This is a genomic window from Pseudomonas sp. TH34, from assembly GCF_016650865.1.
Lineage (GTDB): Bacteria > Pseudomonadota > Gammaproteobacteria > Pseudomonadales > Pseudomonadaceae > Aquipseudomonas > Aquipseudomonas yamanorum.
In genome coordinates, this window is sequence record NZ_JAEKFB010000034.1 from 61,783 (window position 1) to 82,608 (window position 20,826).

Consider the following 20,826-nt stretch of genomic DNA (forward strand, 5'->3'; position numbering starts at 1 on the left):
AGGAGTCACACCATGGGCAACCTCACTATCAAGCACGTCCGCGCCTTTGTGCTGCGCGGCGGCGGCGCGGACTACCACGACCAGGCAGACGGCCACTGGATCGACGATCACATCAGTACCCCCATGAGCAAATACCCCGAGTACCGCCAGAGCCGCCGCAGTTTCGGGATCAACGTACTCGGCACACTCGTGGTGGAAATCGAGGCCAGCGACGGCACCGTCGGGTTCGCCGTGACCACCGGTGGCGAGCCCGCCGCGTATATCGTCGAGAAGCACCTGGCGCGCTTCCTGGAAGGCGCCCGCGTCACCGATATCGAGAAAATCTGGGACCAGATGTACCAGTCCACCCTGTACTACGGCCGCAAGGGCCTGGTGATCAACACGATCTCCGGTGTCGACTTGGCGCTGTGGGACCTGCTCGGCAAAATTCGCCAGGAGCCGGTGCACCAGTTGCTCGGCGGCGCGGTGCGTGACGAATTGCAGTTCTACGCCACCGGCGCCCGCCCCGACCTCGCACAGAAGATGGGCTTTATCGGCGGCAAGATGCCCCTGCACTACAGCCCATCGGAAGGCGAAGAAGGCCTGCGCAAAAACCTCGAGGAACTGGCGACCATGCGCGAACGGGTCGGCCCGGACTTCTGGCTGATGCTCGATTGCTGGATGAGCCTGGACCTGAACTACGCCACCAAACTGGCGATCGGCGCCCATGAATACGGCCTGAAATGGATCGAAGAAGCGCTGTCGCCCGACGACTACTGGGGCTATGCCGCGCTGCGCAACAACGTGCCCAAAGGCATGTTGGTCACCACCGGCGAACACGAAGCCACCCGCTGGGGCTTTCGTATGCTGCTGGAGATGGGGTGCTGCGACATTATCCAGCCGGATGTGGGCTGGTGCGGCGGCCTCACCGAGCTGGTGAAAATCTCGGCACTGGCCGATGCCCATAACGCGCTGGTGGTGCCTCACGGCTCGTCGGTCTACAGCTACCACTTTGTTGCGACCCGCCATAACAGCCCGTTCGCCGAATTCCTGATGATGGCGCCCAAGGCCGATGAGGTGGTGCCGATGTTCCACCCGCAACTGCTCGGTGAACCGGTGCCGGTGAATGGCCGCATGCGCCTGTCGGTGCTCGACAAACCCGGGTTTGGCGTGGACCTCAACCCCGATTGCCAACTGCATCGTCCGTATAACCGCTGAGGACTCCTGCCATGAACATGCCCCACAACGCTTTCAAGGCTGCGCTGCGTAAAGACGCTGCGCAATACGGGATCTGGGCCGGCTTCGCCACCGCTTACGCCGCCGAAATCGTCGCCAGCACCGGTTACGACTGGATGCTGATTGACGGCGAACACGCCCCCAACACTGTGCCCAGCGTGCTCAACCAGCTCCAGGCCGTGGCGCCCTACGCCACTGCGCCGGTGGTGCGTGCGGTGAGCAGCGACGCCAACCTGATCAAGCAACTGCTGGACGTCGGCGCGCAAACGCTGATGATCCCGATGGTCGAAACCGCCGAGCAAGCCCAGGCCCTGGTGCGTGCGATGCGTTACCCGCCTCACGGTATTCGTGGCGTTGGCGGCGGCCTGACCCGCGCCACCCGCTGGGACGGCGTGGCCGACTACCTCAATACTGCCCATGAACAGCTGTGCCTGATCGTGCAGGTGGAGTCGCGCCTGGGCGTTGAAAACGTCGCGGCGATTGCGGCGGTGGAAGGCGTGGACGCGGTATTTATCGGCCCCGCCGACCTGTCCATCGGCCTCGGTCACGCCGGCAATCCCGGGCACCCCGAGGTGCAGGAACGCATCCAGCACGCGGTCAACGCCACGCTGGCGGCCGGCAAGGCCTGCGGCATTCTTGCGCCCAACGAAGACGATGCTCGCCGTTATCAAGCCTGGGGCTGCCAGTTCATTGCGGTGGCCATCGATATCAGCCTGCTGCGCCAGGGTGCCATGGCGACCCTGGCCCGCTATCGCCCCGCCGCAGACACCAAAGCACCGTCACGTACTTACTGAGGAGCCAAGCATGTCATCCGTACCGGTCTACCAGAACTTCATCAACGGCCGCTTTACCTCCAGCGATGCGCACCTGGATGTATTGAACCCGGCCACCGGCGCCCTGTTGTCGAAGGTCCCGGCGTCCACCTCCGAAGACGTCGACCAAGCCTTGGCTGCCGCACGTCATGCGCAAAAAGACTGGGCGCGCAAACCGGCGATCGAACGTGCCGGGCACTTGCGCCGCATCGCCGCCAAGCTGCGGGAAAACGTCGCCCACCTGGCGCGCACCATTACCCTGGAGCAAGGCAAGGTCAGCAGCCTGGCGGAAGTGGAAGTCAACTTCACCGCCGACTACCTCGACTACATGGCCGAGTGGGCGCGCCGCATTGAAGGCGAGATCATCACCAGTGACCGCCCCAACGAAAACATCTTCCTGTTCCGCAAACCCCTGGGGGTGGTGGCCGGTATCCTGCCGTGGAATTTCCCGTTCTTTTTGATCGCCCGCAAGATGGCCCCGGCATTGCTGACCGGCAACACCATCGTGATCAAACCCAGCGAAGAAACGCCGAACAACTGCTTCGAGTTCGCCAAATTGGTGGCCGAGACGGACCTGCCAGCCGGGGTATTCAATGTGGTGTGCGGCGATGGCCGAGTCGGTGGCGCCCTCACCGCCCATAAGGGCGTGGACATGATCAGCTTCACCGGCAGCGTCGCCACCGGCTCGCGGATCATGGCTGCTGCGGCACCGAATATCACCAAGCTCAACCTGGAACTGGGCGGCAAGGCACCGGCCATTGTCCTCGCCGATGCCGACCTGGACCTCGCGGTAAAAGCCATTCGCGACTCGCGGATCATCAACAGCGGCCAGGTGTGCAACTGCGCCGAACGGGTGTACGTGGAGCGCAAAGTCGCCGACCAGTTTATCGAGCGCATCAGCGCCACGATGGCCGCCACCCGCTACGGCGACCCCATCGCCCAGGCCGATGTGGAGATGGGTCCGCTGATCAACCGCCAAGGACTGGACAGCGTCAATCGCAAGGTACGCACCGCCTTGAGCCAGGGTGCATCGCTGGTCACCGGTGGGCAGATCGCCGATCTGGGCCAGGGGTTTCACTTCCAGCCGACGGTATTGGCCGGTTGCCACGCCGACATGGAAATCATGCGCGAAGAAATTTTTGGCCCGGTGCTGCCGATCCAGATTGTCGACGACCTGGATGAGGCGATCGCCATGGCCAATGACTGCGACTACGGCCTGACGTCCTCGATCTACACCCGTGACCTGGGCAAGGCGATGCAGGCGGTGCGCGAATTGTCGTTCGGCGAAACCTACGTCAACCGCGAGAACTTCGAGGCGATGCAAGGCTTCCATGCCGGCGTGCGCAAATCCGGAATCGGCGGCGCCGACGGGAAGCACGGCCTGTATGAGTACACCCATACCCATGCGGTGTACCTGCAGGGCTGAGGTGGTGCAACGGGCCCTGGCGCGGTAGCGTGCGGGCCCTTCCCTATCCATTGTTCCGAAGGATTGCGCTATGCCTCTTACCCCTTACAGCGGCCCGATCATCGACAGCCATTTGCACCTGTTCGACCCGCGCCGCCCCCAGGGCATTCCCTGGCCCGAGCCGGGCAACGCGCTGTATGCCGCGCATTTGCCGGCGGACTATTGGGGGCTGGCAGGCGAACATAACGTGATCGGCGCCATTGCCGTGGAAGCCAGCCCATGGCGCGACGACAACCGCTGGTTGCTGGAGACCCTGCGCAGCGACCCGCGCATGCTCGGTTTCGTCGGCAACCTTGACCCGCTGCACGGTGACTTTGCGGCAGACCTTGAGGCCTTGGCCCAGGAACCCCTGTTCCTCGGTTTGCGTTACGGCAACCTGTGGGACCGCGACTTGCTCGAAGACCAGACCCGCCCCGGCTTCATCGATGGCCTGCGCCGGCTTGCCAAATGCGGGCGTGGCCTGGACAGCGCCAACCCCAATCCGCGCCTGATCAAAGGGCTGCTGCACCTGAGCGACGCCTTGCCCGAGCTGCGCATCATCGTCGATCACCTGCCCAATGCCAGCGTGCCCGCCGGCGAAGAATCCGCGTATCACGCCGACCTGATGCGCCTGGCAGAGCGGCCGAATGTGTTTGCCAAACTGGCGGAAATCCCCCAGGTCGGTCCACGTGGATTGATCATCGACCCGGCGTTCTACAACGACCGCCTGGCTGTGCTGTGGGAAGCCTTTGGTGAAGACCGCTGCTTCTTCGGCAGCGACTGGCCCAACAGCGATCATCTGGCCAGTTTCGCCACCACCCTGGACCTGGTGAAAGCCTGCATGGCGGGCAAACCCGAGGACGTACAGGGCAAGTTCTTCCTGCACAACGCGGTGCGCATCTATAGCCCCACGCCCCCCCACGGAGGTCAGTCATGCAGACCCGAGCCTTTCGCATGAACCTCAACCCTGGCCAGCACGCCGAGTACCGTCGACGTCATGACGAGATCTGGCCCGAACTGGCCCAGGCCCTGCGCGATGCCGGGGTGGTGGATTACCGGATCTTCCTCGACGAGGCCAGCAACGCCTTGTTCGCCGTGATGACCCACGAACACCAGCACGGCCTCGACGCGTTGCCGGGCACCGCGCTGATGCAACGGTGGTGGCAGTACATGCAAGACATCATGCCCAGCCATCCGGACGCCTCGCCCGTCAGCGTGGATTTAATCCCGATGTTCAGCCTTACCCCAGGCTGAAACAGCGCGCTACCACAACAATAAAAAAGGATTCGACTACGTGGAAATCATTCTCTTCGGTGTGATCCTGCACTTCATCGGCGGCTTCGCCTCCGGCAGTTTCTACATCCCTTACAAGAAGGTCCGTGGCTGGGCGTGGGAAAGCTATTGGATCACCGGTGGCCTGGTGTCATGGCTGATCGTGCCGCTGATTGCCGCGCAACTGACCGTGCCCGGCTGGGTCGACATCCTGCGCCAGGCCGACAGCAGCACCTTGCTCTGGACCTACCTGTTCGGCGTGCTCTGGGGCATCGGCGGGCTGACCTTTGGCCTGACCATGCGCTACCTCGGGCTGTCCCTGGGCATGTCGCTGGTACTGGGCCTGACCTCGGCCCTTGGCGCCTTGATGCCGGCGCTGTACCGCGACCTGTTCACCGACGCCACCGAAGGCACCCTGACCTCGATGCTCGCGTCTCAGGGCGGGCATTGGGTGCTGTGGGGTGTAGCGGTTTCACTGGTGGGCATCGCGGTGTGTGGCAAGGCCGGGTTGATCAAGGAGCGTGAAGTGCCGGAGGCGGTGAAGTTTGCCAGCATCAGCGAGTTCTCGGTGGCCAAGGGCATGCTGGTGGCGGTGATCTCCGGCGTACTAAGCGCGTGCTTCAGCTACGGCATTTCCGCCGGTCGCCCCTTGGCCGCAGCGGCCGTGGAGCACGGCGCCAACAGCCTGTTCCAGAACAACGTGACCTTCATGGTGATCATGTGGGGTGGCCTGACCACCAACGGCCTCTGGTGCCTGTGGCTGAACTGGCGCAACCGTACGTTCCACAACTACACCGACCGCAGTACGCCGCTGCTCGGCAACTACCTGCTGGTGGCGTGCGCTGGCACCCTGTGGTTCCTGCAGTTTTTCTTCTACGGCATGGGCGAAAGCCGCCTGCAGAACGACGCCAGTTCGTGGGTGTTGCACATGTCTTTCATCATCATCGTATCCAACTGCTGGGGCCTGTATTTCCGCGAATGGCAGGGCACCAGCGCCACTAACAAAGGCGTATTGGTCGCGGGTATCGCGGTCATTCTCGGTGCTATCGCCATGGTTGGTTACGGCAACTATCTCGGCTGAGGCCGCTTTTTTTCCAGGAGTCCACTTATGTTACTTGCAGACAAAACCGTGATTATTACTGGCGCCTCCCGTGGTATCGGCCGCGCCGCCGCCCGGGAATGTGCACGCCAGGGTGCCCGTGTGGTCATCGGCCACAGTGGTAGCGGCCAGGGTACTGAGGCGGCGCTTTCGTTGATTGAGGAGATCAAGGCGTTCGGTGGCCAGGCGGTGGAAGTGGGCGGCGATGCGGCTGATCCGGACACCGGCGACAAACTGGTGGACGGCGCGCTCAAGGCGTTCGGCAGTGTGGATGTGTTCGTCAACAACGCCGGGATCTGTCCGTTCCACTCGTTCCTCGACATGCCGCGGGAGGTGTATCTGAAGACGGTCAACACCAACCTCAACGGCGCCTACTTCGCCGTGCAGGCGGCGGCGAACCAGATGAAAAACCAGGGCAAGGGAGGCGCGATCATCGCGGTCAGTTCCATCAGTGCGCTGGTGGGTGGAGGGATGCAGACGCACTACACGCCGACCAAGGCCGGGCTGCATTCGTTGATGCAGTCCTGTGCGATTGCGCTGGGGCCTTATGGGATTCGCTGTAATTCGGTGTTGCCGGGGACGATTGCTACCGACATCAACAAGGAGGATTTGGCGGATGAGGAGAAGCTGGCGTACATGACTTCGCGTACGCCGCTGGGGCGCCTGGGTGAACCCGACGATGTTGCGGGGCCCATTGTTTTTCTTGCTTCGGATATGGCGCGGTATGTGACCGGGGCTTCGTTACTGGTGGATGGGGGGTTGTTTGTCAACTTGCAGTAGCTTTCGGGGGGCATATCCGTTATTTGGGTGATGGCTTGTATTGGTTCCGCTCTTACAGCGGCTCACTTTTGAACAGCGCAAAAGTAAGCAAAACGCTCTTGCCCCACCACTCGGCACCTCGCCTAGGCTCGGTGTGCCCTCACTCCGGCTTTGGACCGTGGGCCGCCGTCATGGGCCATCCTTGGCCCAGGACGGCTAACCTGGCGTCCTGCCAGGTTACCCACGCTCCAAAGCCTGCGTTCGGCCAGCGTGGTTTAACGGGGCGCCTAAGATCAAAAGCAGATCAAGAGCACAGCGGCCTACCGGCCGGCTTGAGTGTTGAAGAGCTACATCAAAAGCTAAAGCGGGCATGGTCAAATGTGGGAGCAGGCTTGCCTGCGATGGCATCACCTCGGTGTATCTGAAAAACCGAGTTGTCTGCATCGCAGGCAAGCCAGCTCCCACAGAAAAGCAGAGCCACCCCGCCCGTAGCAGCTGTCGAGCTGCCAGCGAGGCTGCGTGCTTTTGATCTTGATCTACGGGCCCCATTACCGCAGCAACGGATATGTACCCCCTTACTCCTCACAATCAAAAACCTCCCCCGCCTGACCACACTACCCGCCGCAAGCAACGCCCCCGGTGCCAACACCCCATTGGCACCCACCCGACACTGATCCCCCAGCAACGCGCCAAACTTGTCACAACCAGTACCCTGCAACTGCCCGTCAACGCGCACCTGCACCTCCTTGTCGTCACGCTCGTTCCGGTAATTGGCGACGATGCTGCCGGCCTCCAGGTTAACCCCGCGCCCCAGAACCGAATCGCCGACAAAGTTGAAGTGCGCCAGCTTGCTGCCGCTGAACACGAAGGACGTCTTGAGCTCTGCACCAGGCCCGAAGATGCAATATTCATCCACCCAGCAGCCGCCGCGAAGGTAAGCACCGGCGGCGATAAAACAGTGGGCACCGATGATCAGCGGGGCTTTTAAAACAGCGCCCGCTTCCACAACAGCAGTACGGTGCACCGCAATCTCATCATGAATCTCATAGTCATCATCAGAAAGCCCCGCCAACAACTGACGCACGATGCCAGGCGCTTGGGTGACCAGTTCCCAGGGCGCAAGATCAGCCCAGGGTGACAGCGGCGAACGGGAAAAGTCAGCGATGTAATCGGTGAGTCGAATCAATGTCGAGCCCTCTACAGATCAGAGAAGCCCGAAACGCTAGCATGAAATGCATCTTTACAGTTTGTATAGATATGGATATTTTATCCACAACAAGACATTCGAGAGATCCCTTCCATGCAACTGTCTTCGTACCAAGACGTGATCAACGCCGCCGAACGCCTGGAGGGCTTTGCCAACCGCACGCCGGTGTTCACCTCGCGCACCCTCGATGCCGAGACCGGCGCCCAGGTGTTTATCAAGTGCGAGAACCTGCAGCGCACCGGCTCGTTCAAGTTTCGTGGGGCGTTCAATGCGCTATCGCGGTTTGATGAGCAGCAGCGCAAGGCTGGCGTAGTGGCGTTTTCCTCGGGCAATCATGCGCAAGGCATCGCGCTGGCCGCACGGTTGTTGCAGATGCCGGCAACCATCGTCATGCCCACAGACGCCCCGGCCGCCAAGGTCGCCGCCACCCGTGAGTACGGCGCGACCATGGTGTTTTACGACCGCATCACCGAAGACCGGGAGCAGATCGGTCGCACTCTGGCCGAGCAACACGGCATGACCCTGATCCCCTCCTACGACCACCCGGACGTGCTGGCCGGCCAGGGCACTGCCGCGAAGGAGTTGCTGGAGTTCACCGGCCCGCTGGATGCGCTGTTTGTCGGCCTCGGCGGGGGCGGCATGCTCTCCGGCACGGCGTTAGCGACCCGTGCGCTGGCACCCGATTGCCTGTTGTACGGGGTCGAGCCCGAAGCCGGGAATGACGGGCAACGCTCCTTCCAGATTGGCAGCATCGTGCACATCGACACGCCCGCTACCATCGCCGATGGCGCCCAGACCCAGCATCTGGGCCATCACACCTTCCCGATCATCCGTGAGCAGGTCACCGACATCCTCACCGTCTCGGATGCCGAATTGGTGGCCTCGATGAAGTTCTTCATGCAGCGCATGAAAATGGTTGTGGAGCCCACCGGTTGCTTGGGCCTCGCTGCCTTGCGCAACCTGAAGGACCAATACCGGGGCCAGCGCGTGGGCATCATCGTGACTGGCGGTAACGTCGATCTCCAAACGTATGCGGCGCTGCTGAGCACTCCGCAATGAACATCATCCACACTCGCGCAGCCTCGGCGCCTGCCGGTCACTACGCCCAGGCCGTGAGTCATCAGGGCACGCTGTACATCTCCGGGCAATTGCCAGTGAGCCCTGACGGGCGTCATAACTTCGAGGCTTCGTTTGCCGAACAGGCTCAAGTGGCCCTGGACAATCTGCTGGCGATCTTGAAGTCGGCAGGCGGCTCACCCGCAGACCTGGTGAAAGTCACCGTGTATGTGGTGGGCGTGAAGCACTGGCCTGAATTTGACGGTTTGTATGCCGCCGCGCTGGGGGAGCACCGCCCTGCCCGCGCGGTGGTGCCGGTGCCGGAATTGCACCACGGCTACCTGATTGAAATCGAAGCCGTGGCGCGCTCGGCATAGGTCATTTGGCGTAGGTGTAGACCGCCGCCCGCGAGACGCCAAGGTGCGAGGCGACCGTTTCCATGGCACGTCGAATGTCCATCACACCCGCCTCTTTCAGCTCTTGCATCAGCAAGCGCCGGTCGGCGGCCTTGAGGGCACGTGGGGTGGTCGCCAGGCGTGCGGCAAACTGGTCGATACGCGCGCGAATGGCATCCGCGCCGGACGGGTCGAGGGACTCGGCGAGCCGGTCGCCGCTGACCGAGCCGAACTGTTCCAGCATGCCCTGCAGGCCCCGGAACAGCGAGAGGTCGACGTTCATGCACAAGGCCGCCACGTACTTGCCGGTGGAGTCCTTGATGCCGATGGAGGTGCTCTTGACCTGGCGGCCGTCGGCGAACTGGTTCTGGTAGTTGGCGATCACCTGCGGGTACTCGGGATCGGCGATCCGCGCCAGGCCCAGCTCGGTGGCCGGGTCACCCGGTTGACGCCCGGAGAGGTTGTTGTGGATGGCCATGATTGCGTGCTGCGGGTCGCGCAGGTCGTGCAGCACGACCTCGCAAAACGGGCTGAAGGTTTTGCTCAGGCCTTCGGCAATCTGTTCGAGTTGGCTGATCAAGGCGGCTTGTTCGGGAGTGTGTTTTTTCATTCAGACAACATATCCAGTAGTGGATAGACCGTCAATTTGGCTTTTTGCGGTGTGCATGGTGGATAGCCTGACAGCCTTGCTGGATGTGGGCTGATATCTTGGGCGTTAGCTTGATCGGGGTCATATCCGTTATTTAGGTAACGGCCGCTTATGGTTCCGCTCTTACAGCGGCTCACTTTTGAAAAGCGCAAAAGTAAGCAAAACGCTCTTGCCCCACCACTCGGCACCTCGCCTAGGCTCGGTGTGCCCTCACTCCGGCTTTGGACCGTGGGCCGCCGTCATGGGCCATCCTTGGCCCAGGACGGCTAACCCGGCGTCCTGCCGGGTTACCCACGCTCCAAAGCCTGCGTTCGGCCAGCGTGGTTTAACGGGGCGCCTAAGATCAAGATCAAGATCAAAAGCAAGAGCACAGCGGCCTCCCGGCCGGCTTGAGTGTGGTGAAGCAAAAGCCAAATCAAAAGCTAAAGCGGGCACGGTCAACTGTGTGGCTTGCCTGCGATGGCATCACCTCGGTGTGTCTGATGCACCGAGTTGTCTGCATCGCAGGCAAGCCAGCTCCCACAGAAAAGCAGAGCTGCATCAGCTTCAGATTTGGCTTTCGCTCTGGATCTTGCCTTTGCTTTTAACACTCAAGCCGGCCGGGAGGCCGCTGTGCTCTTGATCTGCTTTTGATCTTGATCTGACTGCCCCAATAAGCCCGAGGCCGAACGCAGGCAGTGCGGAGCGGCGGCCCGCGGAGCAATGCCGGAGTGAGGGAACGCCGAGCCACAGCGAGGCGCCGACAGGCGGGGCAGAGCCCTTTGCTTACTTTGGGGCTTTTCCAAAGTGAGTCGCTGTAAGAGCGAAACCCTAGGTGGCCGTTACCTAAATAACGGATATACACCCATACCAAAAGAGTATCAAACCATACCAACCCGATATTAGACGAAAGCAAAACCAGCAGAGGAAACTACCCACAATTACAAAAATACCTAAAGAGTATAAAAAATGCCCACCCACTCCTCCTGGATCGTACTGTCCATCACCGGCCTGTACATGCTCAGCCTGGCACTGATCAGCTACGGCGTTCGCCGCCACTCCCGCAGCGCCACCAACTACACCACCGGCGGCGGCCACTTCCCGGCGTTCCTGATCGGCTTCCTGATGCTCTCGGAATTCATCGGCACCGCGGTCAGCATCGGCACCGCTCAAACCGGTTTCAAGGTGGGCATCTCCGCCGCATGGAACCTGTTCGCCCTGGCCCTCGGCTTCGTACTCTTCGCCTGGCTACTGGCCCGCAAATACAAGGACCTGGGCGACAACACCATCTCCGGCGTACTCGCGCGCAACTACGGCCAACGCACCCGCTTCGCCACATCGATCATCACCATCTTTGCCCTGGAAATCGTCGCCGTCTCGATCTACGCCAGCGGCGGCGCCGTATTAGCCAGCGTAATGCAAGTGGACCGAACCCTGGCGATCGTGATCGTCGGCGTGGTCTCGGTGGCGTACGTGAGCATCGGCGGCATGCGCTCGGTGATCTACACCAACTTCGTCCACGCCGCCCTGAAATACCTGGGCGTCGGCCTGGCACTGTGGTTTGGCTTGAAGCAGGTGGGCGGCATCGGCCAGTTGCAAGCGCAATTGCCCGCCAGCATGTTTGACTGGACCACCGTGGGCTGGGGCCAGATCATCGCCTGGATGATCGCCGGTATCGGTTCAATCTTCTCCACCCAATACGTGATTCAGGCGGTGAACACCGTCAGCCATGCAGGCAAGGCCCAGCGCGCATGTTTCTACGTGGCGGTGCTGATGGTGCCGTTCGGCATCGGCGCGGCATTGATCGGGATGTGCAGCGCAGTGCTGTTCCCCAATGTCGATTCGCTGCAAGCCTTCCCCACCCTGATCGCCAGCATGGACCAACTGACGGCCGGCCTGGTGGTGGCAGGCCTTGCCGGCTCGCTGTTCGGCACCATTTCAGCGGTGAGCATGGGCTCGGCGACGTTGCTGTTGCGGGACTTCTACGAGCCGTGGTTCAACCCGGAAAAAAGCGACGCCAAGTCCCTGCGCTTCGTGCGCCTGGCGACCATCGCCGTCGGCCTGTTGCCGATTGCCCTGGCGCTGACCTCGGACAAGGTGCTGATGATCGCCTTCCTCGGCAAGGCGTTGCGCGCCTCCCTGGCGGTGCTGGTGTTGATGGTGTTCTACGCGCCGAAATTCGGCACGGCGGCCGGGGCATTCCTGAGCATCATTGCCTCGTTGCTGGCCACCGTGGGCTGGTTCCTCGCCGGTAATCCATGGGGCATCGACAACGCTTACATCGCCCTGTTCACGCCGCTGATCATCATGGGCATCAGCCATGTGACACGCCGCAAGACACCGGCCGAACCGCTGGTGGCAGTCACAAGCTGAGGTAGGATGGCAGCCCAACCAATAAGGAAGTTGTGAAATGCTGCCGATCCGCACCCCGTTGATCCTGCACCCCGGCTTGTCCACCGCTACCCGGCGAGTCTGGCTGAAGCTCGAGAACCTGCAACCCTGTGGCTCGTTCAAGTTGCGCGGGATGACCACGTTGTGTGCCTACGCGGCCAGCCAGGGCAAGACCACCGTGGTGTGCCCGTCCGGCGGTAATGCCGGGTTGGCGACGGCCTTTGCGGCGCGGGGCTTGGGGTTGCAGGCGCGAATCGTGGTGCCCTCCACCACCCCCGAAGCCACCCGTGCGCGCATCCGCCAGGCTGGGGCCGAGGTGGTGGTGCACGGTGATCTGTGGGATCAATCCAACGAACTGGCCCTGCAACTCGCCGAAGCACCGGACGCGTTGTATGTGCCGGCCTTTGATCACCCGTTGTTGTGGGAAGGTCACAGCAGCATGATCGACGAGATTCTCGAAGACTGCCCGCAGGTGGGCTCCATCGTGACGTCGGTGGGTGGCGGTGGATTGCTCGCGGGTGTATTGACCGGGCTGGAACGCCATGGGCGATTCGACTGCAAAGTGATTGCGTGCGAAACGGCGGGCGCGGCTTCGTTTGCGGCCGCAGTGGAAGCTGGAAAACCGGCGCGGCTGGCGAAGATCGATACCGTGGCCAAATCGTTGGCGGCAACCTAGGTGGCGGCGTGGCCGGTTGAGCATATCGGCCGGTTTGCCCATCAGTGCGTGGTGTTGAGCGATGCCGACGCGATGATGGGCGTGGCGCGGTATGCCGATGATCTCAGGCAGTTGGTGGAACCCGCGTGTGGGGTTTCGTTGGCCGTGGCTTATTTGGAGCATGCCGCGATTGCCGGGGTTGAGGATGTGGTGGTGATTGTGTGTGGCGGGGTGAGCATCAGTGCGGAAACGGTTGCTCATTGGCAGAACACGGTCTCTCTATGATCGTTCCCACGCTCCGCGTGGGAACGATCAATTCAGGCATCCTGCAGGATCAGATCCGCGCCCTTCTCCGCCACCATCAACACCGCCGCATGGGTATTGCCCGAGGTCACGTTGGGGAAAATCGATGCATCGACAATCCGCAGTCCTTGCATGCCGTGCACCTTCAGGCGCTTGTCCACCACCGACACCTGCGGGTCCGAACCCATGGCGCACGAGCCGCACAGGTGATAGATCGAGCCGCTGTTCTCGCGGAAGTACTGCAGCATTTGCTCGTCGGTTTCCACCGCCGCACCTGGCAACACTTCAGCCACCGTCACGCCCTTGAGCGCCGGTGCCTGCATGATCTTGCGCATCAGCCGGCTACCCTGGATCACCTCGTCGATGTCCTTTTGGGTACTCAGGTAGTTGGGGTCGATCAAGGCCGCATCCCGTGGGTTTTTCGAGGCGATGCGAATCGTCCCGCGGCTGGTGGGCCGGCACGGGTTGAAGCACAGCAGGAAGCCTGAATACGGCTCGGGCTTGAGGCTGGCCTTGTTGTTTTTCGGGATCTGGTACGACAGCGGGTTGAAGTACAGCTGCAGGTTCGGATGCGCCTGTTCAGCATTACCGCGAAAGAACCCGCCAGCCTGGTTGACGCTCATGGCCAGCGCGCCCTTGCGGGTCAGCAGGTATTTGAGGCCCAGTTTGAACTGGCCGAACAGCGAGCTGAGCTGGTCGTTCAAGGTCGGGATATTGGCCTTGTAGTAATAGCTGGCGCACAGATGGTCCTGCAGGTTCTGCCCCACCGCCGGCAGGTCCTTGACCAGAGGGATGTTGTGTTCGGCAAGCAGTTGCTTGTCCGCCACTCCCGAGAGTTGCAGGATCTTCGGCGTATCCACCGCACCGGCACACAGGATCACTTCCTTGCGCGCGATAAAGGTCCGCACCACGCCGTGCTGGGTCACGCTGATGCCGGTGGCGCGCTGCTGGTCGTCGAACAGCACACGGTCTACCAGTGCATGCAATTCGACGGTCAGGTTCGGCCTACCCAACGCCGGATGCAGGTGCGCAAAGCTGCTGGAGCAGCGCTCGCCGTTGCGGGTGTTGACGTCGTAGAGGCCCGCGCCTTCGAAGTTCGGCCCGTTGAAGTCATCGCTCAGGCCATAGCCCAATTGCTCGCAGCCCTTGAGGAACACGTCGCAGATGGCGTGGGTCTGGCCCTTCATCGGGGTGATGCTGATGGGGCCGCTGCTGCCGTGGTATTCGGTGTCGCCCAGGGGGTGGTTTTCCAGCTTGCGGAAGTACGGCAGCACGTCCTTGAAGCCCCAGCCGTCGTTGCCATTGGCTGCCCAGTCATTGAAGTCATGGGCCTGGCCGCGCACGTAGATCATGGCGTTGATCGAGCCGGAACCGCCTTGCACTTTACCCCGTGGGGCATAGATGGCGCGGTCGGCCAGCTGTTTTTGCGGCTGGCTGTAGTACATCCAGTTGAAGGTCGGGTTGTAGTACATCTTGGCGAAACCGACCGGAATCTTGAACCACCAGGAACTGTCCTTGCCGCCGGCCTCCAGCAGCAACACCGAATGCTCGCCCGAGGCGGAGAGTCGGTTGGCCAGGACGCAACCTGCGGCGCCGGCGCCGGCGATGATGTAGTCGTATGTCATTCACGGTTACCGCATAAGTCGTTTTTTTTAGCCCTTGGCGGGCGAAGTGTCTTTCACATCAGCAGGCGTGGGCGCCATTTGCAGGTGCAGGCGTTCGCCGGTGTATGGCGTGTGCTTGCGCACCACGTCCATGTTCAGCTCCACCCCGAGGCCCGGCTCGGTGGACGGGATGATGTAGCCGTCCTCCCATTGCAGCGGCTTGGTCAGCACTTCGGCATGGAAGCCGCCCCAGGTCATGATGCTTTCCTGGATCAGGAAGTTCGGCGTGCACGTGGCCAACTGGAAACTCGCCGCCGCGCCAATCGGGCCGTTGTACAGATGCGGGGCGATCTGCGCGTAGTAGGCCTCGGCCATGCTTGCGATTTTCTTGGCTTCCAGCAGGCCGCCACAACGGGCCACGTTCATTTGCAGGATCGACGCACCGCCCGCCTGCAGGAGCTTGAAGAACTCGTACTTGGTGGTCAGCCGCTCTCCGGTGGCGATGGGGATGCTGGTCTTGGCCGCGACCTGGGCCATGGCCTCTTCCTGGCCCGGTGGCACCGGCTCTTCGAACCACAGCGGGTCGTATTTCTCCAAGCGCTTGGCCAGGCGGATCGCCGACGACGGCACCATCTGCCCGTGGGTGCCGAACAGCAGGTCGCACTTGTCCCCCACCGCTTCGCGGATCTTGCGGCAGAAGGTTTCGCAGCGCTCCAGCACTTCCAGGGAAATCTGGTGGCCGGAGTACGCGGTGTAAGGCCCGGCCGGGTCGAACTTCACGGCGGTAAAGCCTTTGTTCATGTTCTCGACGGCGCACTCGGCAGCCAGGTCCGGGTCGTCGTAGTCGTACTCGCCCTGGCTGTTGACCGGGTACAGGTAGGTGTAGGAACGCAGGCGCTCGTTGACCTTGCCCCCAGCAACTCGTAGACCGGCTTGTTAGCGGCCTTGCCGATGATGTCCCAGCAGGCCATTTCCAGGCCGCTGACCACGCCCATCATGGTCAGGTCGGGGCGCTGGGTGAACCCGCTGGAATACGCCTGGCGGAAAAAACGCTCGATGTGGTGCGGGTCGTGGTTGAGCAGGTAGCGCTCAAACACATCCTCAATGATCGGCAGCATCGCCTTGGGCCCGAAAGTGGCGGCGTAGATCTCGCCCACGCCTTCAATGCCGCAGTCGGTTTTCAGTTTGACGAACAGCCAGTACATCCCACCGATGTGCGGTGGCGGTACGGCAACAATATGGGTTTCAAGGGCGACGATTTTCATCTCAGGCACCTGTCTGGTTGAATTTTTTACGATTGATTCGAGCGCGCAGGGTCAGGGCCGCGAGGGTCCCGAGCACGCCGATGAAGGCGATGTAGCCGAAGTACAGGTTGTAGCCGACCTGCCCCGGGTAGGTGTCGGTGAGGTAGCCATTGATCAGCGGAATAAAGGTGTCCGGCAGGTAACCCACCACCGAGACGATACCGATGGCCAACCCGGTGATGCGCAGCGGGATGTTGCAACTGTCGAGGATCGCCCAGTACAGGCCGCGAATCGCGTAGGTCATCAGCCCGATAAAGATCACCGTGCCAATCAGCAAGCCGAGGCTGCCAATGGCCGGGAACACGATCAGGCCGACCATCGCCAGGGTCACCAGCACCAGCGCGACGATCAGCACCGAGATGTTCGAAAACTTGTCCCCCAGCCAGCCGCCGCCGATCCCGCCGATAGGTCGCATCCACAGTTTGATGGTGGTGATGGTGCCGGCCATCACGGCGGTCATGCCGCTGCCTTGCAGGTAGTCGGAGAAACTGTAGGTGGCCCAGAACATGTGATAACCGCAGAACACGATGGCGGTCACCAGCCACAGCTCGGGGATTTTCACCAGGGTGGTGAGGTCGGCGACCAGGTTGAACTTACCCTTCTCCACCGCGGCGGTTTCGGCCATGGATTTAGGGTCCTTGAGCAGCACCAGCACACAACCGATGGCGATGCACACGAACGAATACAGGTACACCACATGCTTGAAGCCTTCGGCGGCCGTCTGGCTGCGGGTCTCGGTGGCATAGGCAAACAGCCCCAGGGCCACGGTTGCCAGCAAGGCTTCCACCAAACCACGGCCACCGTCGAGGATGCCGAAGAAGCGGCCCTGCTCACTGTGATGGGCGATCATCTTCACCCGCTTGAGCACCGAAGCCCAAAAGGTCAGGCCGGTGGTCAGGCCCCAGCAGCCGAAGATGATCATCAGGCCAGTCATCGACGGTACGGTGGAGTACCAGATGCCCAGGGCCCCGGTGGCCACCAGCGAAAAGAAGATCAGGAAGCGTGGCGGCAGGCGATCGGCCAACCAGCCGCTGGGCAGGTAACTGAGCAGGAAGATCGTACCGAGCATCGAATACAGATAACCCAGCTGGCTGTGGTTGATCTGGAACACCTCGAGCATGGTGGTCTGGTAGACCTGGCGCAGGTAGAGGATCGGGTAGATCGCCCCGGCGGCCAGTACCAGCAACATCAATTGGAAGTAGCGACTGGCTTTGTCGCTTTTGGCCGCGGACACGGCATCGAAACCCTGGGCAACGGGTGCAGGCTTGGACATCTTGTAGACCTCGGGCACCCACTGTGCAGGTGCCCCGATAATTGTTTTTATTGAGGTGAAGCCGGTGGTCGGTGAATCAGTACTTCATGACCACCAAACGGGTCTGGGTGAACTCAAGCATCCCGTGCTTGCCGTCATCGCCGCCCAGCCCTGAGCGTTTCCAGCCGGCATGGAAACCCTGGTAAGGGTCAGCCGGGGTGCGATTGACGTACAACTCGCCGGCCTCAATGGCGTTGGCGACTTTCATGGCCGTGCGGTAGTTCTCTGTGTAGAGCACCGACGACAGGCCGAACTGGTGGTCGTTGGCCATGGCCAGCGCTTCGTCGATGTCGCGGTACTTGAGCACCGGCAGCACCGGGCCGAAGATTTCTTCCTGGATGATTTCCATGTCCTGGCGGCAGCCGCTGAGCAGCGTCGGCGGGTAGAAATGGCCCGGGCCTTCGGGGAGTACGCCGCCTGCTTCCAGTACAGCACCGTCGGCGATGGCGCGCTGGACCATGGCATGAATATTCTGCTGCGAACTGGCGTTGACCAGCGGGCCCATCAGGCCTGCGTCCGTGGCACGGTCACCGAATTTGACGGCACTGATCTTGGTCTTGAGCAGGGCCAGGAATTGGTCGTAGACGCTTTCCTGCACGTACACCCGCTCGACCGCCGTGCACAACTGGCCGCAGTGGGTGGTCTTGGACGCGATGATTGCGCTGGCGGCCTGTTCAAGGTCGGCGTCGGCTTCGATGATCGCCGGGGTCTTGCCGCCCAGCTCCAGGGACGGCTTGGCGATGTTGGCCTTGCAGTAGTCGAGGACGATGCGCCCGGCGTTGACGCTGCCGGTCAGGGTAATCAGGCCCACGGCCTTGTGGGTGCACAGGGCGGCGGCGGTGGCGTGGTCCATGGTCAGGATATTGATCACACCGGCCGGCATGCCCGACTGCTCGACCGCACGGGCGATTTCAAAGGCGGACAACGGCGTGTTGTTGCTTGGGCGCACCACCACGGTGTTGCCGGCAATCAGCGCCGGGGCGATTTTGCGCAGCAGGGTGTAGACCGGGTAGTTGAACGGAATCAGGCAAGCCACCACGCCAATGGGCTCGCGCTGCAGGAACAGGTTTTCGTCCGGGGTGTCGCTGGGGATGATTTCGCCTTCAATGCGGCGCGCCCATTCAGCGTGGTAGCGGGTGATCTGAGCGGCGTAGCGGGCTTCGTTGCTGGCGTCGTCGAGGCTTTTGCCGGATTCGCTGGCAAGCGCCTTGCCTATGCTTTCAGCGCAGGTTTCGAGGGCGTCGGCGAACGCCCGCAGGTGTTCGGCGCGCTGGATGCTGGTGAGTTTGCCCCAGGTCTTTTGCGCGGTAGCGGCGGCCTCGACAGCAGCAGTGGCCTCATCAGGTGTGGCGGCGGAGACCAGGCCGACCTGAGCCTCGGTCGCGGGGTTGTAAACCGCGATCTGGGCGGTGCTGGCAGGTTCGGCGAAGTGGCCGTTGAAAAAGTTGCGCTCGATTTGCATGTGGTTTTTTGCCCAATCGTTGTTGTTTTGCGAGTGACTTGCAGTTTTGTCATTGGGCGGGGGTTGGACAAATGATTTATTGACGGGGGTAACGTGCAAAAAACGCAGGTTAGTGGCTGATCCGTATTAATGACCCGGGTCTGAGTCTGTATTGTTCTGCCCATACTTCCTACAGTGCCGCCCACTTGGAACCGTGGGAGGACTAAGCATGCAACCACCATCAACCGCACAGGCCTACAACTACAAGGTCGTGCGTCAATTCGTCATTGCAACCATCGTTTGGGGCGTGGTCGGCATGGCCATGGGCGTGTGGATCGCCTCGCAACTGGTCTGGCCGGAAATGAACCTCGACCTGCCGTGGACCACCTTCGGCCGCCTGCGCCCGCTGCACACCAGCCTGGTGATTTTCGGCTTTGCCGGCAGCGCGCAATTCGCCGCCAGCTACTACGCAGTACAGCGCACCTGTCAGGTGCGGCTGTACTCGGACAAGCTCGCCGCCTTTACCTTTTGGGGCTGGCAGTCGGTGATCGTGATCATGTTGGTCAGCCTGCCGCTGGGCTACACCACCACCAAGGAATACGCCGAGATCGAGTTCACCGGCGCCGTGTGGATGACCGTGGTGTGGGTGGCTTATGCCATCGTGTTTTTCACCACGGTGGTGCAACGCAAGACCCAGCATATCTATGTCGGCAACTGGTTCTTCGGTGCGTTTATCGTGGTGATCGCGATGCTGCACGTGGTCAATCACCTGTCGATCCCGGTGGACTGGTTCAAGTCCTACCCGGTGTACTCCGGCGCCACTGATGCCATGGTGCAGTGGTGGTACGGGCACAACGCGGTGGGTTTCTTCCTGACCACCGGTTTCCTGGGGATGATGTATTACTTCGTGCCCAAGCAAGTCGGGCGGCCGGTGTATTCCTATCGTTTGTCCATCGTGCACTTCTGGGCGTTGATCACCCTGTACATCTGGGCCGGCCCGCACCACTTGCACTACACCGCGCTGCCGGACTGGGCGCAGTCCCTGGGCATGGCGATGTCGCTGATCCTGCTGGCGCCCAGCTGGGGCGGGATGATCAACGGCATGATGACGCTTTCCGGGGCCTGGCATAAATTGCGCACCGACCCGATCCTGCGTTTCCTGGTGCTGTCGCTGGCGTTCTACGGGATGTCGACGTTTGAAGGGCCGATGATGGCGATCAAGACCGTCAACGCCCTGTCCCACTACACCGACTGGACCATCGGCCACGTCCACGCCGGGGCCTTGGGCTGGGTGGCGATGATCACGTTTGGCTCGCTGTACCACATGATCCCGAAAATATTCGGGCGCGTGCAGATGCACAGTGTGGGGCTGATCAATATGCACTTCTGGCTGGCGACCATTGGCACGGTGCTGTACATCGCATCGATGTGGGTCAACGGCATCACCCAGGGCTTGATGTGGCGGGCGGTGAACGATGACGGCACCCTCACCTACTCCTTTGTGGAAGCCTTGCAGGCCAGCCATCCGGGGTTTGTGGTGCGCTTTGTCGGCGGGGTGTTCTTCCTCAGCGGCATGTTGCTGATGGCGTACAACACTTGGCGCACGGTGCGCGTGGCGGATCTGAAAGTGGCGCAGCTTGAAGCGCAGATCGCCTGATGTGGGAGATAGCGCTGAACCTGGCGGCGGTGATTGGCCTGTATGGCGCGGTGGAGTATTGCTTGCGGGGCCAGTCGAAGGAGAGCCTGGATGAGGCCAGCCTGATGCCGTTTGCCGATGACCCGGAGGTGGCGCGGCGGGTGGAGTTGGCCACGGGCAAGCGGGTCAACGCGGTGGCGCCGCAAGCAGCAAAACCCGGCTGGGGCAATGTAGATATCTGATAAAGGAATGCGGTCAGTGTGGGAGCTGGCTTGCCTGCGATGGCATCACCG

The 20,826-nt window shown here is 61.7% G+C and carries 16 protein-coding genes and 3 pseudogenes; 13 read left to right on the top strand and 6 right to left on the bottom strand.

Translation table 11 applies throughout. The annotated features are described in order from the left end of the window. Positions 1 to 12: 12 nt before the first annotated feature. The 7 genes from rhmD to JFU58_RS28620 all read left to right on the top strand — a co-directional run bounded on the left by rhmD (position 13) and on the right by JFU58_RS28620 (position 6,622). Positions 13 to 1,197 carry an L-rhamnonate dehydratase gene (gene rhmD, locus JFU58_RS28590; protein WP_063029975.1) on the top strand — a complete coding sequence of 395 codons (1,185 nt, stop codon included), beginning with the start codon at positions 13 to 15 and terminating at the stop codon, positions 1,195 to 1,197. Between the two features lie 11 nt (positions 1,198 to 1,208). Further along, positions 1,209 to 2,009 (top strand): HpcH/HpaI aldolase family protein, encoded by an 801-nt coding sequence (locus JFU58_RS28595; RefSeq protein ID WP_201142910.1) that lies wholly within the window; start codon positions 1,209 to 1,211, stop codon positions 2,007 to 2,009. A 10-nt stretch (positions 2,010 to 2,019) separates the two neighbouring features. Next, on the top strand, positions 2,020 to 3,453 hold the full coding sequence (gene aldA / locus JFU58_RS28600) for an aldehyde dehydrogenase (RefSeq protein WP_201142911.1): 1,434 nt from the start codon (positions 2,020 to 2,022) through the stop codon (positions 3,451 to 3,453). 70 nt (positions 3,454 to 3,523) lie between these two features. Further along, complete coding sequence (locus JFU58_RS28605) at positions 3,524 to 4,429, top strand: amidohydrolase family protein (RefSeq protein WP_201142912.1); 906 nt, start codon at positions 3,524 to 3,526, stop codon at positions 4,427 to 4,429. Beyond that, on the top strand, positions 4,405 to 4,725 hold the full coding sequence (rhaM, locus tag JFU58_RS28610; RefSeq protein WP_177027553.1) for an L-rhamnose mutarotase: 321 nt from the start codon (positions 4,405 to 4,407) through the stop codon (positions 4,723 to 4,725). Before JFU58_RS28605 ends, rhaM begins: the two co-directional genes overlap by 25 nt. 40 nt (positions 4,726 to 4,765) lie before the next feature. Beyond that, entirely contained in the window at positions 4,766 to 5,824 is a 1,059-nt protein-coding gene (gene rhaT / locus JFU58_RS28615) for an L-rhamnose/proton symporter RhaT (RefSeq protein WP_177027554.1), read from the top strand. A 27-nt stretch (positions 5,825 to 5,851) separates the two neighbouring features. Continuing rightward, positions 5,852 to 6,622: an SDR family NAD(P)-dependent oxidoreductase gene (locus JFU58_RS28620; RefSeq protein ID WP_201142913.1), complete on the top strand. Its 771-nt coding sequence runs from the start codon at positions 5,852 to 5,854 to the stop codon at positions 6,620 to 6,622. 554 nt (positions 6,623 to 7,176) lie between these two features. Here JFU58_RS28620 and JFU58_RS28625 read toward each other — a convergent pair. Continuing rightward, a pseudogene (locus JFU58_RS28625) lies at positions 7,177 to 7,787 on the bottom strand (LpxA family transferase). A 114-nt stretch (positions 7,788 to 7,901) separates the two neighbouring features. Here JFU58_RS28625 and JFU58_RS28630 point away from each other — a divergent pair. Continuing rightward, positions 7,902 to 8,867 carry a threo-3-hydroxy-L-aspartate ammonia-lyase gene (locus JFU58_RS28630; RefSeq protein ID WP_201142914.1) on the top strand — a complete coding sequence of 322 codons (966 nt, stop codon included), beginning with the start codon at positions 7,902 to 7,904 and terminating at the stop codon, positions 8,865 to 8,867. Further along, positions 8,864 to 9,241: a RidA family protein gene (locus tag JFU58_RS28635; protein WP_093197208.1), complete on the top strand. Its 378-nt coding sequence runs from the start codon at positions 8,864 to 8,866 to the stop codon at positions 9,239 to 9,241. The genes JFU58_RS28630 and JFU58_RS28635 overlap by 4 nt, the downstream gene beginning before the upstream one ends. Before the next feature lies 1 nt (position 9,242). Here the strand turns inward: JFU58_RS28635 and JFU58_RS28640 are convergent, their stop codons facing one another. After that, positions 9,243 to 9,869: a helix-turn-helix transcriptional regulator gene (locus JFU58_RS28640; protein ID WP_093197212.1), complete on the bottom strand. Its 627-nt coding sequence runs from the start codon at positions 9,867 to 9,869 to the stop codon at positions 9,243 to 9,245. Positions 9,870 to 10,856: 987 nt separating this feature from the next. Between JFU58_RS28640 and JFU58_RS28645 the strand changes: the two genes are divergently transcribed. After that, positions 10,857 to 12,260, top strand: coding sequence for a sodium:solute symporter family protein (locus JFU58_RS28645; protein WP_201142915.1), 1,404 nt, complete (start codon positions 10,857 to 10,859; stop codon positions 12,258 to 12,260). A gap of 37 nt (positions 12,261 to 12,297) precedes the next feature. Then, positions 12,298 to 13,218, top strand: a pseudogene (locus tag JFU58_RS28650) (pyridoxal-phosphate dependent enzyme). Positions 13,219 to 13,250: 32 nt separating this feature from the next. Here JFU58_RS28650 and JFU58_RS28655 read toward each other — a convergent pair. From JFU58_RS28655 to aldA (JFU58_RS28670), 4 genes and pseudogenes are all read right to left on the bottom strand, one after another. Then, positions 13,251 to 14,861: a GMC family oxidoreductase gene (locus JFU58_RS28655; RefSeq protein ID WP_201142916.1), complete on the bottom strand. Its 1,611-nt coding sequence runs from the start codon at positions 14,859 to 14,861 to the stop codon at positions 13,251 to 13,253. Positions 14,862 to 14,888: 27 nt separating this feature from the next. Beyond that, positions 14,889 to 16,105, bottom strand: a pseudogene (locus JFU58_RS28660) (mandelate racemase/muconate lactonizing enzyme family protein). Position 16,106: 1 nt separating this feature from the next. After that, a complete protein-coding gene (locus JFU58_RS28665; RefSeq protein ID WP_063029951.1) occupies positions 16,107 to 17,417 on the bottom strand; it encodes an MFS transporter in 1,311 nt (436 codons plus the stop codon). A 76-nt stretch (positions 17,418 to 17,493) separates the two neighbouring features. Continuing rightward, the gene (gene aldA / locus JFU58_RS28670) at positions 17,494 to 18,918 is read right to left on the bottom strand and encodes an aldehyde dehydrogenase (protein ID WP_063029949.1); all 1,425 of its coding nucleotides are present in this window, start codon (positions 18,916 to 18,918) and stop codon (positions 17,494 to 17,496) included. 208 nt (positions 18,919 to 19,126) lie between these two features. Between aldA (JFU58_RS28670) and ccoN the strand changes: the two genes are divergently transcribed. Together ccoN and JFU58_RS28680 are read left to right on the top strand one after the other, a co-directional pair. Next, entirely contained in the window at positions 19,127 to 20,554 is a 1,428-nt protein-coding gene (ccoN, locus tag JFU58_RS28675; RefSeq protein WP_063029947.1) for a cytochrome-c oxidase, cbb3-type subunit I, read from the top strand. After that, entirely contained in the window at positions 20,554 to 20,775 is a 222-nt protein-coding gene (locus tag JFU58_RS28680; protein WP_063029945.1) for a cbb3-type cytochrome c oxidase subunit 3, read from the top strand. Before ccoN ends, JFU58_RS28680 begins: the two co-directional genes overlap by 1 nt. Positions 20,776 to 20,826 lie beyond the last annotated feature (51 nt).